We start from the raw sequence: 12,476 nt of genomic DNA on the forward strand, positions 1-12,476 counted from the left end.
CCGTGGCGTACCGCTGGGCGAAAACTGTCCAACCCCACCCGGACACAGCCTGTCCACACCCCACGCACAACGACCGCAAGGCGCCAGGAAACCTTCGATTTCCCCCACAGGAACCCAAACCCTCCCTCCCCCACACTGAGTTCCGCACCCTGAGACGAGTTGGAGCACCCATGCCCCAGCACGTGCCCTCCCCGCTGCACGCCGCTCTCCCCTGGGCATCGCAGCACTCCCCGGCGCACCCCCCACATCCGCGCCGAATCGTTTTTCTCGCCCATCGTGACCTGGGCAACCGATCCGCCGGCGGCTCCGAGCTGCTGGTCGACCGCCTCGCCGACGGCCTCACCCGGCTCGGCCACCAGGTCACCCTGCTGTGCGGTGGCCCCGCGGCCTACCGCGACTACCGGGTCGTGTCGGCCGGCGGCTCGTACGGTCACTATCTGCGCGCCAGATCCGCGTTCACCCGTCAGGTCGGGGACTGCGATCTGCTGGTCGAGGTCTGCAACGGCGTGCCGTATCTCGCCCCCATGTGGCATCGCGGACCCACCTTGTGCCTGGTCAACCATGTGCACACCGATCTGTGGCAGATGCGGTTCGGCGGGCCGCTGGCGCCGGCCGCACGGCTCGGACGAAGACTGGAGCACTGGGCGCTGACCGGTGCGCAGCAGCAGGGTCTGCTGGTCGCCGTGTCGCCGTCCACCGCGCACGCGCTGCGGGCGATCGGTGTCGAGCGGGACCGTATTCGTGTCGTGCACAACGGGGTCGAGGAGCCGGGCCCCCTCGGTGACCGCTCGCCCGAGCCGCTGTTCGTGGCCGTCGGGCGGCTCGTCGAGTACAAGCGGATCGATCTGCTCCTGCGGTTGTGGGAGCGGGTGCGGCCGGTCACCGGCGGCCGGCTCCTCATCGTCGGCGACGGGCCCGAGCGCGGCAGGCTGCAGGCGCTCGCCGGTCCCGGCGTCGAGTTCACCGGGCACGTCTCGGAGGCGGAGAAGCACCGGCTGCTGTGTGCGGCGTGGCTGCTGCTTCACCCCTCGGCCGTGGAGGGGTGGGGGCTCGTCGTCACCGAGGCCGCGACCCGGGAGACGCCGACCGTCGCCTTCGATGTCCCGGGGCTTCGGGACTCCGTCGTGGACGGGGAGACCGGGGTGCTGGCGCGGGGCGAGTCCTCGTTCGCCGCCGCCTGGTGCACGCTCGCCCTGTCGGGACATCGTCGGGAGCTGATGGGGAAGGCGGCGCGGGACCGGGCTGCCCGATATCGGTGGGAACGGACGGTGAGGCAGTTCCTGGCGGTCGCCGGTGAGGCGGTGAGGGGCCATGACGCCCATGCGCCGTAGGGGTGGGGCCCTCTCGCGAGTGCCGGTGCTTCGTGGCTCGTCGCGCAGTTCCCCGCGCCCCTATGGGGGCGCGACACCGGACCGGCGTATGAAGGATCCGTCCCTTGGGCGCTCCCTCGCTCTCTTCCGGGCGTTCATGCGCGAACAGGACGACCCCGAAGCCTGCTACTCGCTGCTCGCCCGAGACGCCGTCGATCAGGTCGAGGCCTACGACGGTTCCGTCGCCGGACGAGTCGTCGTCGATGTCGGCGGCGGTGGCGGGTACTTCACCGAGGAGTTCCGCGGGCGGGGCGCGTACGCCTATCTCTTCGAGCCGGACATGGACGAACTCGGCGAGAAACCCCCCGAGGGGGCCGTCGTCGCCGACGGGTATCTGCTGCCCCTTCAGGACGGCGTCGCCGATGTCACCTTCTCCTCCAACGTGCTGGAGCACGTGGCCGATCCGCAGACGTTCCTCAGTGAGCTGGCCCGGGTCACCCGGCCCGGTGGGCTGATCTATGTGTCGTTCACCAACTGGCTGTCCCCCTGGGGCGGCCACGAGTGGGCCCCCTGGCACTACTTCGGCGCCGAGCGGGCCCGGGCCCGCTATCGCCGGCGTACCGGGCGGGCCGCCAAGCACACCCTGGGCGAGAACCTCTTCGCCGTGCACATCGGCGCCACCCTGCGGCAGGTCCGCGCCCGCGACGACGTGGCGGTCGTCTCGGCGCGCTCCCGCTACTGGCCGTTCCTCGCGGAAGCCGTGGTGAAGGCGCCCGGCATCCGCGAGTTCGCCACCTGGAACCTCCTCCTCATCCTCAGGCGGTGTCCACCATGACGACGACCACGGTCCAGGCTCCTCCCCCGGCGGCCGTGCCCACCTCCGCGCCCGCCTCGGGCCCGCCGGAGGGTCCGCGCTCGCGGCGCTGGCTGCTGGGGTTCTGGGCCGTGGTGTTCGTGCTGTTCCTGGCGGCGCAGCCGGGGCGGCAGACCTTCGACACCAAGCTGGGTGTGACCGTCGACCCGGGGCAGTTCCTCGCCGACCTCGGGCAGCTCTGGCACGACGAGGGCGGGTTCGGCGGGATCCAGGACCAGTACGCCGGCTATCTGTGGCCGATGCTGCCGTTCTACTGGCTCGCCGATCTCGTACGGCTGCCGGTGTGGATGGCGGAGCGGCTGTGGATGTCGCTGATCGTGTCCGTCGCCTTCTGGGGCGCGCTGCGACTGGCGGAGCGGCTGCGGGTGGGCAGTGGCGGCTCGCGTCTGGTGGCGGCTGTCGCCTACGCGCTGTGGCCGGTCTTCACGATCGTCGTCGGGTCGACGTCCGCCGCCGCGCTGCCGGGCGCGTTCCTGCCGTGGGTGCTGCTGCCGCTGACGAACGAGCGGTACACGGCGCGGGTCGCGGCGCTGCGGTCGGCGCTGGTCATCCCGTTCATGGGCGGCGTCAACGCGGCCTCGACGCTGGCCTCGCTGCTGCCCGTCGGGCTGTATCTGTTGTCCCGTCCGCCCGGGCCACGGCAGCGGAAGCTGATCGGCTGGTGGGTGCCGGGGGTGCTCCTGGCGACCGCCTGGTGGGTGGTCCCGTTGCTGCTGCTGGGCGCGTACGGGGAGAACTTCCTTCCCTACGTGGAGAGTTCGCAGACCACCACCGAGACCATGTCGGCGACGGAGGCGCTGCGCGGCGGCGGCAACTGGGTCGCCTATCTGCACTTCGGTGAGGCGTGGCTGCCGGCCGGCTGGACCGTCGCCGCGTCCGTCGTCGTGATCGTCTGCTCGGCGCTCGCGGCCGGGCTGGGGCTCGCGGGTCTTGCCCGGCGGGACATGCCGGAGCGGCGCTGGCTGGTGCTGACCGTGGTGACGGTGGCGCTGATCCTGCTCGCCGGGTACGGCGGCGCGTTCGGCGCGCCCTTCCACGGGGTCGTGCAGGACTGGCTGAACGGCTGGCTGGTCCCCTTCCGCAACATCTACAAGTTCCAGACCGGGCTCGCCCTGGCGCTGGTCCTCGGCCTCGCCCATCTGGTGGGCGTGGCGGCCCAGGCGCGCGGGGCGCGGCCGGTGCCGGGGCGGCGGTTCGCCCCGCTGATCGCGGCCGTCCTGGTGCTGCCGGGTCTGCTGCTGCCGTATCTCAACGGCTCGATCCTCAACCCGGGTTCCTTCAAGGAGATCCCCAAGTACTGGCAGTCCACGGCCGACTGGATGCAGAAGTACTCGCCCGACGCGCGTGCCCTCGTCGTCCCGGCGACCGCGCACGGCATCTACACCTGGGGCTCCACCATCGACCAGCCCCTCGACGTCCTCGCCGACTCCCGCTGGGCACAGCGGGACTACGTCCCCTTCGGCACCGCGGGCAACCGGCGCGCGATGGACGCCGTCGAGCAGGCGCTGATGACCGGGGGCCAGGTGCCGGGGCTCGCCGACTTCCTGAGCCGGGCGGGCGTGTACTACGTCGTCGTCCGCAACGACCTCGACCCCGACCAGATCGGTTCGGTCCCGACCACGACGGTGAAGCGGGCCCTGGAGCAGTCCGGGTACCAGCGGGTGACCGGCATCGGGCCGGTCATGACCGGCGGACGGATCGCCGAGGGCACTCCGCTGCAGGTGGAGGGGCTGTATCCACGGCAGCGGGCGGTGGAGATCTACCGGCCCGCCGACGAGGACGTGCCGCGCCCGCACCAGGCCGGACTGCAGCCGGTCGCCGACACGGCCGTCGTCTCCGGCGGGCCGGAGGCGCTGCTGCCGCTGGCGTCGCGGCTGCGGGGCCGGCCGAGCGTGCTGACCGGCGACAACCACCCCGGTCTCGGATCGCCGCAGGTGCAGGTGACCGGCGACGGGCTGCGGCGCGCGGACACCCGGTTCGGGCTGGTCAACGCCAACACGTCGTACACGTACACCCGCGACGAGCGCAACGCGCCGGACGCCGCCCAGGACGCGGGCGAGAAACCGCACCAGATCCTGCCCACCACCGGCGCCGGCCTGCAGACCGTGGCCGAGCTGCGCGGGGCACGGTCGGTGACGGCGTCGTCGTACGGCAGCTGGCTGTTCCATCTGCCGCAGTTCGACCCGGTGAACGCCTTCGACGGCAACCCGGACACGGCGTGGACCGAGGGTTCGGAGGGCTCGCCGGACGGGGAGTGGCTGCGGATCGCCTTCGCGGGCGGGTCGTACGACATGCCGTCGTCGTTCAAGGTGACGCCGCTGCCGCAGGAGGCGGTGCGGGCGGCGCCGACGCGGGTGCGGGTGGAGACGGAGAAGGGGGCGGTGAGCAGCTTCCTGCGGCCGGACGGTACGGCGCAGAACGTCAAGGCGCCCGCGGGAGAGACGCGGTGGATGAAGCTGACGATCACGGACTCCGTGGCCCGGCAGGCCGGGCTGACCGGCGCGGGCTTCTCCGAGATCGCCCTGCCGGACGTGACGGTGACCCGGCTGCTGCGGCTGCCGACGGACGCCGAGGGCTCCGGGGCCGCCGCCGAGATCGTCTCGCTGTCCCGTTCGGCGGACCCGACCGGACTGTCGGCGACCGGTACGGAGGCGGGCCTGCACCGGCGCTTCACCGCCGCCGAGGGGACGTACGAGGTGCGGGCGGGCGCCGTGCCGGTCGCGGGCGAGGAACTGGACGAGCTGCTGTACGAGGTGGCCCCGGACCAGCGTGACCGGATCGTCGCGACCGCCGACTCCACGGCGCGGCTGGGGGCGGGGCTCTCGCCGCGCAACCTCACCGACGGCGATCTGACCACGGCGTGGATCGCGGGCGACCGGCCGACGATCCATCTGCGCTGGCCCGGCAAGCAGGCCGTCGGGGAGGTCGTGCTCGCGCCGGCCGGCGGGCTCTCCACCCGGCCCACCGAGGTCCACATCAGCTCCCCGGACGGCGCGGCGATCGCGGGCGTCGACGAGAACGGCAACGTCCGCTTCCCGCCGATCACCACCGACCGCCTGGACATCACCGTCACGGAGACGGCCCCGCTGACCCTCTACAACCCGGTCGTGGACGAGGACCTGCAACTCCCCGTCGGCCTGACGGAGGCCTACGTCCCGGCCCTCGACCAGTACCGGACCCCGAAGCCTCGGGGCTCCCGGCCGTTCTCGCTGCCGTGCGGGAAGGGGCCGGTCGTCTCGGTGGACGGTGAGCTGTACGGCACGAGCGTGCGCGGGACCGTCGGGGACCTGGTCGAGCGGCGACAGGTCGAGGTGACACTCTGCCGGCAAGGCCGTGACGACACCGAGTTGCGGCTGACGGCCGGGGAACACCGGGTGGAGGCCGGGGACGGCGGGCCGCTCGCCCTGACCGACGTCACGCTGACGCGCGGCACGGTCGCCGAGGCGACCACCGCGGGACGCGACCTCGGGATACGGGACTGGCTCGGCGACCGGCGCGCGGTCACCGTCGGCTCGGGCTCGGCGAGCTATCTGACGATGTACGAGAACTTCAACGACGGCTGGCACGCCACGCTGAACGGCAAGGAGCTCACGCCGGTCCGGCTGGACGGCTGGCAGCAGGGCTGGCGGATCCCGGCGGGCGCCGGCGGCACGGTCGAGCTGTCGTACGAGCCCGCGGTGGCGTACGAGGCCGGGCTGATCGGCGGCGCGGTCGGTGTCGCCCTGCTGGCCGGGCTGGTGCTGTGGCGCCGCCGGGCCCCGAACACCGACGAACCGCAGGCCGCCCCGCCCCTGCCGGGGCTGTGGCTCGGCACGGTGGCGGTGACGGTGGTGGCGGTGTTCGTCGCCGGCTGGTTCGCCCTGCTGGTGCCGGCCCTGGCCCTGGTGGCCCGGCGCAGACACGCCCTGCTGGTACCGCTCGCGTTCCTGGCCCTCGCGGGGGCGGGGATCGCCGCGGCGATCGGCGCCGGTGAGCCGGTGGGCGCCGGAGACGGCGCGTTCGGGCACACCGCCCAGGTACTGGCGCTGATCGGCCTGTTCGCGGGAGTCGTCGGCGTACGGGAGAGGGCTACCGGGGTGACCGCCGGGGGCGGTGCCGGGGCGCCGATGGGCACCGGGGGCCGTGCCGGGGTGCCGACGGGGCCCTCGGGCACCGCTCCGGAGTCGCCGACGCAGCCGCTGCCGCATCGGATACGGGGGCGCAGTCCGCTCGGGACGGACCCCGGCGGGGAATGGGCGCCGGATACGAACGCCCCACGCCATGGTCCGGCCGGCCAGGGTCCGACGGCCCCCGAGGCCGGCCCGGCCCTCGCCGCGTCCGGCCCCACCGTCTCCGCCCGCGGCCCCGGCGGACCCGAGCCCGATCCGCCGACGGCACGCATCGCCCCACGCAAGCCACGCCGGCGGGCGAGCGACCCCGAGGACACGCCGGGCCCCACCGGTGAGCCCGGCACACCCGGCAACGGAAAGGGCCAGGCCCCATGACCGCACACCACCGATCCGCCTGCGCCGAAAACCCGCCGCGCCCACCACTCCCCACGGACCAAACCACACCCGCACCCGCACCCGCACCCGCACCCGCACCCGCACCCGCACCCAGCAAAACGACCGGCATCAGAAAGGACGACCTCGGGAAGGGCCAGGCCCCATGACCGCACTGCAGCAACCCGCTCGTGCCGAGGGGCCGTCGCGGCCGCCGGTGCGGGTTCCGTTTCCCGTCGTCGACGAAGTCGCCCGGCACTGCCTTCAGGAGGAGGAGCCGGAGACGGTCCATATCGAGGTTCATCTGCCGGGGCCGCTGGACGAGGCGCGGCTGCGGGTGGCGTTCGCGGGGGCGCTGGGACGGCATCCCCGGATCCTGATGCGGGAGGCGCCGGGGCGGTGGTACCGGCGACGGTACGAGTGGGAGCTGACGGCGGAACCGGACGTGGAGGTGGTGACGTTCCCGGCGCCGGGGCGCGACGCGTTGCGCAACGCGCGGACGCGGGCGCTCACCGAGGCGCCGCCGTTGTCCCTGTCACCGCCGATCAGGCTCGAGGTCGTACAGCGGGGCGGTCCCGTCGAGGGCAGCGAGGCCACGGACGCCGTCGGTGAGACACGTGGCGGTGCGTCGGCCGCGACCGCCGAGCCGGCCCGGCCGCTCGGCAGCGTCCTCTTCCTCACCATCAACCACACCGCCCTCGACGGCCCCGCCTGTCTGCGCGTCCTCGCCACGGCCGCCGAGCTCTACGGCGGCCGGGACAACTCCCCCGCCGCGGCGCCGGTCCGTGCGGCGGAGACACCGCCCCCACCCGAGGAGACCCCCTCCAACTGGTCACCCCCCGCGCGCGTGGCCGCCGGCACGCCCGAACCGTCCCCCGGAAACGGCCTGCTCGTCACCGAACTCCCCCTGCCGCACCGCCCCAAGGGCTCCCCCTACACGGTCAACGACCAGCTCATGGTCACCACGGCCCTGACCATCGCCCACTGGAACCGGGAGCACGGCGACCGGCCCCGCCCGCTGCGCATCACCATGCCGGTGGACGACCGCCCCCGGGACGCCACCATGCCGATCGGCAATGGCACCCGGCTCGTCGAAGTCTCCTTCACACCGGAGGAGTTGGCCGCGCACGCGCCGGCCGACATGCCGGCTCTGCTGCACCGCACGGCCACCCGCACCCGCGCCCTGAAGTCCCTCCCCCGGCCCCAGCTCGGCCACGGGGCGGCCCTGCTCACCGCGCCGGTCGCGCCCGTCGCCTGGCGCGCCGCCGTCACCCGGGGCCTGCGCAGAGCCGCCGCGCCCTGGACCTCGACGACGCTGCTCAGCAACATCGGCCGTATCCCCTATCCCCTGGACTTCGGCGCGGACGCCGGCCGTGCGCACGCCGTGTGGTTCTCCGCGCCCGCCCGCATGCCGCGCGGCCTGACCGTCACCACCGCCTCCACGGCCGGCCGGCTCCACCTCGCGCTGCGCTGGTCGCGGGCCCTGCTCAGCCACGGAGACGGCGCCCATCTGCGGGATCTGTTCGAGCACTACCTGCACACCACGGAGGTGACCTCGTGACGACGACCGCCCCACCCCCCAAGGACCTCCGCGACTTCTACGAGAACCCCGCCGTCCCCGTCGCCTCCGGCACCCCCCGCAGCCGCCGCCAGGCCCGTATGCTCGCCGAGGCGCTGGGACCCGGCCCCGCGCCGGACGGCAGGGTCCGCACGATCCTCGACATCGGCTGCGGCGACGGCACCGCCGCGGCGACCGCCGCCCCCTTCCTCACCGGCCACCGCCTCGTCGGCCTCGACTGGTCCCAGGACGCCCTGCGCCGGGCCCGCACCCGGATCCCGTACGCCGTGCGCGGTGAACTCACCGACGGCGGGCTGCCGTTGCGCACCGGATCCGCCGACGCCGTGCTCTTCAGCGAGGTCATCGAGCACCTCGTCGACCCGGACGCCGCCCTGGACGAGATCCGCCGTGTCCTGCGGCCCGGCGGCCATCTGATGCTCTCCACCCCGAACCTGGCCGCCTGGTACAACCGGGCCCTGCTGCTGGCCGGGGTGCAGCCGGTGTTCTCGGAGGTCAGCCTGCGGGGGATCCACGGCAGGCCGGGTCGGGAGGTCGTGGGGCATCTGCGGCTGTACACCGCCCGGGCGCTGCGGGAGTTCGTGGCCGCGTCCGGCTTCGAGGTCGTACGGCTGGCGGGCGCGCCCTTCCACGGCGTACCGCGTGCGCTGCGCCCGTTCGACCGGCTGGCCTGTGCCAGACCGTCACTCGCGTCGATCCTGCTTCTGCACGCGCGGCGGACCTAGGGGGGACCATGTGGTGGGGAGTGGCCGCCGCCCTGTTGGCGAACACCCTGTACAGCCTCGGTTTCGTCCTGGAGAAACGGGCGCTCACCGCCCTGCCGGAGGTGACGATCCGCCGGCCCGCGCGGCTGCTGCGGCTGGTGCTCGGCAGCCCGCTGTGGATCGGCGGCTCGCTCGCGCTGGCCGCCGGTTTCGCGGCCCAGCTCGTGGTCTACCGCACCCTGCCGATCGCCGCCGCGCAGGGCATCTTCGTCTCCGGCCTCGTCCTGCTCGTGCTGTTGTCCGCGCGGCTGCTGGGCGAGGAGACCAGCGGGCGGGAACGGTACGCGCTGGGCGCGATCCTCGCCGCGCTGCTGATGGTCGTGCTGTCGCTGCGGGAGGGTACGGAGACGGTCAGTCAAACCGCCCCGTACCCGCTGATCCTGCTGGTCACCGTGCCGTCGCTGGCGGCGGGCGTGTGGCTGTACGGCTCAGCCGAGCGCCGGACCCGGCACCGGCACCGGCTGCCGACGACCGGTGTCGAGTACGGCGTGGCGGTGGGGCTGCTCTACGGGGTCAGCTCCCTCGCGATCAAGGGCGTGTCGAGCCATCTGACGACCAGCGGGGTGGGCGGCGCGCTGCTCGGCCTGCTGCGCTCGCCGTACCCGTATCTCCTGCTCTTCACCGGCGCGTTCGGGCTGGTCATGTCGCAGGCGGCGCTGCAACGCTGCCGGGCCTCGCTGATCGTGCCGGTGTGCACGACGGTGACCTGTGTGTACACGGCCGTGCTCGGCACGCTGTCGTTCGGCGAGGCGCTGCCCGAGGACCCGCTGCGGCTGGGGCTGCGGGTGGCGGGTACGGCGCTCGCGCTGACCGTACTGATGTCGATGCCCCGGCATGACCGGCAGCCCGCACGATCCCCGCAACCCACCCTCGGCGCCAAGGAGTTGACACCACCGTGAAACCCGACGACCCGCTCCTGCGGATCCTGGCCTGCCCGCTCGACAAGGGGCCGCTGTACCTCGTCGTGCCGGACGCCCCGGCCGAGAAGGGCGCCGGGGAGGCGGCCGAGGCGCTGTACAACCCGCGTCTGCACCGCCGTTACCCGATCATCGACGGCATTCCGCAGCTCCTGCCGGCCTCCGGACAGCAGGTCTCCGACGACGAACACGAGGAACTCCTCAAACGGATGGCCACATGACCAGGACCATGGCGGCGCGCCTGGCCCCGTTCCTGCCGGTGAAGCTGGTCGCGGCGGCCGCGCGGGCGGTCTATCCGCGGTTCGAACCGGAGCTCGCGCGGCTCGCCGACCTGTGCCCGCCCGGCTGCGGCACGGCGGTGGACGTCGGCGGCTGGTACGGCCCCTGGACGCACCGGCTGGGCAGACGCGCACGGCAGGTGGTGACCGTGGAGCCGGTCCCCCACCTGGCGCGGCTCCTCGCCTCCGGCACCCCGCCGAACGTGCGGGTGATCCAGGCCGCCGCCTCGGACCGGCCGGGCACGGCCCGCCTCTGGCTGCCGCCGGGCGACTCCGGTGACCGGGGGGTGTCGTCGCTGGTCCGCCGGGACATCCACGCCCGCGCCCTGCACGTCCCGTGCGTCGCCCTCGACGACCTGGGCCTGAAGGACGTCGACTTCATCAAGGTCGACGTGGACGGCAACGAGCTGGCGGTGCTGCGCGGCGCGACGGGTGTCCTGGCCCGTGACCGCCCGGCGCTCTTCGTGGAGCTGGAGTCCCGCATCCAGCCGATCGCCCCGGTGGTGACGTATCTGTCCCTGCTGCGCTACGACGGCTGGGTGCTGCCCGGCGGCTCCTGGGTGCCGCTGGCGTCGTTCCCGCTGGAGGCGCACCAGGCGCAGGCGTCGTACGTGGCCTCCCAGGGGCTGCTGCGCCGGGTCCTGCCGTTCGGTGCTCTGCGGGGTCCGCGCTACGTCAACTCCGTGCTGTTCCTCCCGGACGGCCGCCGGCCCGCCGGGCCGGTGCGCGACCATGGGTCGCATGCCCTCCGGAAAGCCGCCCGCTAGCCCTTTCACCGCCGCCGACTTCCAGCTGGTGCTGCTGCGCCGCATGGCCGACCACAATCCGGACCTGGTGGAGGACGCCCGGCGTGAGCTGGGCGTCTCCCTCGCCGGGATGCGGGAGGCGAACAAGCGGTGGCAGGCGATGGTCCGCTCGCCGCGCGCCCGTGCCGCCGCCTCGCGCTACCGGTCGGTGCTGGGCGCGCCCGAGTCGGTGCTCACCCGCAAGGTCGGCGACCTGGAGTGCGATGCCTGGTTGTGGCCGCTCCCGCTCTGGCCCGCCCTGCGTTTCGAGGTGCTGCTCGCCCCGAACGGCGCGGTGTGGAACGAGTGGCTGGTCCGCGCCCCCGGCGCCGAGCCCCCGCCCCTGCGCACCCTCGCCGACCTCACCCCCTGGTCCTGCACGGTCGACGAGGCGGCCCGCGCCTTCGCCCCCGCCCGTCCTCTGGAGGGCACGGCACCGACCCGGTGGGGCCTGGCGTTCACGGCGCCGGACGAGGGGGGCCTGCGGCGGGACGTGGTGGCCGAGTTCACGTGGGGGCTGCTGCAGCGGGTGGCGGTCCGCGGCTAGCGGGCGCCGGCCGCCGACAGGATCGCCTCCACCACCCGCGGCACCGACCCGGGATGCAGCCACAGGAAGAGGTTCGGTTCGACCAGTTCCAGTTCCATGACCCGGGGCTGCCCGTCCTCCCCGTCGACGAGGTCCACGCGCGCGTACAGCAGCTCGGCGGCCTCGGGCACGGCGGCCAGGGCGCTTTCGGCGACGGCGAGTTCGGCCCGGGTCGGGGTCCAGGGCTCCAGGCCGGGGTGGGCGACCTTGCGCTCGTCGTAGGGCGTGCCCGGGGTGAGGACGGCGCCTTTGCGGGCGGCGTGCAGGAAGCGGCCGCCGAAGAACTGCAGCGCCCGCTCGCCGCTGACGTCGATGCTCTCGACGTAGGGCTGCACCATCGCCGTGAACCCCTCCGCGTGCATCCGCGCGAGCTGCCGCCGGGCCGTCCCGTGCTCGTCGGGCGTGTAGCGGGCGGCGAACCGCGCGCCCGCGCCGGACGTGGGCTTGACGACGTACTCGTGGCCGGCGGGGAGCTCGGCGGCCTCCCCGGGGGCGAGGTAGCGGGTGGGCACGACGGGCACGCCGGCCGCGGCGAGGTCGCCGAGGTAGCGCTTGTCGGCGTTCCAGCGGACCACGCCGGCCGGGTTCGCGAGCCGGGTGGCCTTGCCGCAGCGCTCCGCCCACGCCAGGAACTCGTCCGCACGCCAGCTGTAGTCCCAGGTGGAGCGGATCACGGCGAGGTCGTGGCCTCCCCAGTCGGCTCCCTCGTCGTCCCAGTGCACGATGTGGGCCTCGGCCCCTGCCTCGGTCAGGGCTCGCGCCAGCACGGGCAGGTCGCGGTCGACGCTGATCCCGGCGTCGGGGCGGCAGGTGACGAGGGCGATGCGGGGCACGCCGGGCTCCTCCGGGTCGGACGGGTGTGCGATGCGCAGGCTAACAAGCGCTCGCGGAACCGGGACAGGCCG

Annotated in this window: 10 protein-coding genes; 9 read left to right on the top strand and 1 reads right to left on the bottom strand. The window is 73.9% G+C overall.

The genetic code is table 11. The features are described 5' to 3' along the window. Window positions 1-170 precede the first annotated feature (170 nt). The 9 genes from ACGFW6_RS31510 to ACGFW6_RS31550 all read left to right on the top strand — a co-directional run bounded on the left by ACGFW6_RS31510 (window position 171) and on the right by ACGFW6_RS31550 (window position 11,532). The gene (locus ACGFW6_RS31510) at window positions 171-1,331 is read left to right on the top strand and encodes a glycosyltransferase family 4 protein (protein ID WP_393517385.1); all 1,161 of its coding nucleotides are present in this window, start codon (window positions 171-173) and stop codon (window positions 1,329-1,331) included. A gap of 88 nt (window positions 1,332-1,419) precedes the next feature. After that, complete coding sequence (locus tag ACGFW6_RS31515) at window positions 1,420-2,145, top strand: class I SAM-dependent methyltransferase (protein WP_393517388.1); 726 nt, start codon at window positions 1,420-1,422, stop codon at window positions 2,143-2,145. After that, window positions 2,142-6,668, top strand: a complete 4,527-nt coding sequence (locus ACGFW6_RS31520; protein WP_393517391.1) for an alpha-(1->3)-arabinofuranosyltransferase family protein — start codon at window positions 2,142-2,144, stop codon at window positions 6,666-6,668. Before ACGFW6_RS31515 ends, ACGFW6_RS31520 begins: the two co-directional genes overlap by 4 nt. A 163-nt stretch (window positions 6,669-6,831) precedes the next feature. Further along, the gene (locus ACGFW6_RS31525; protein ID WP_393517394.1) at window positions 6,832-8,226 is read left to right on the top strand and encodes a condensation protein; all 1,395 of its coding nucleotides are present in this window, start codon (window positions 6,832-6,834) and stop codon (window positions 8,224-8,226) included. Next, the gene (locus ACGFW6_RS31530; protein WP_393517397.1) at window positions 8,223-8,966 is read left to right on the top strand and encodes a methyltransferase domain-containing protein; all 744 of its coding nucleotides are present in this window, start codon (window positions 8,223-8,225) and stop codon (window positions 8,964-8,966) included. Before ACGFW6_RS31525 ends, ACGFW6_RS31530 begins: the two co-directional genes overlap by 4 nt. Before the next feature lie 20 nt (window positions 8,967-8,986). Then, complete coding sequence (locus ACGFW6_RS31535; RefSeq protein ID WP_393517589.1) at window positions 8,987-9,904, top strand: hypothetical protein; 918 nt, start codon at window positions 8,987-8,989, stop codon at window positions 9,902-9,904. Then, entirely contained in the window at window positions 9,901-10,143 is a 243-nt protein-coding gene (locus tag ACGFW6_RS31540) for a Trm112 family protein (protein ID WP_393517400.1), read from the top strand. The genes ACGFW6_RS31535 and ACGFW6_RS31540 overlap by 4 nt, the downstream gene beginning before the upstream one ends. Further along, a complete protein-coding gene (locus tag ACGFW6_RS31545; protein ID WP_393517403.1) occupies window positions 10,140-10,967 on the top strand; it encodes an FkbM family methyltransferase in 828 nt (275 codons plus the stop codon). The genes ACGFW6_RS31540 and ACGFW6_RS31545 overlap by 4 nt, the downstream gene beginning before the upstream one ends. Continuing rightward, on the top strand, window positions 10,933-11,532 hold the full coding sequence (locus tag ACGFW6_RS31550) for a hypothetical protein (protein WP_393517406.1): 600 nt from the start codon (window positions 10,933-10,935) through the stop codon (window positions 11,530-11,532). Before ACGFW6_RS31545 ends, ACGFW6_RS31550 begins: the two co-directional genes overlap by 35 nt. Here ACGFW6_RS31550 and ACGFW6_RS31555 read toward each other — a convergent pair. Then, window positions 11,529-12,404, bottom strand: coding sequence for a RimK family alpha-L-glutamate ligase (locus ACGFW6_RS31555; protein WP_393517409.1), 876 nt, complete (start codon window positions 12,402-12,404; stop codon window positions 11,529-11,531). The genes ACGFW6_RS31550 and ACGFW6_RS31555 overlap by 4 nt on opposite strands. Window positions 12,405-12,476: the final 72 nt, after the last annotated feature.

The organism is Streptomyces sp. Y7 (assembly GCF_043195415.1).
In the GTDB taxonomy this organism is placed as follows: Bacteria; Actinomycetota; Actinomycetes; order Streptomycetales; family Streptomycetaceae; genus Streptomyces.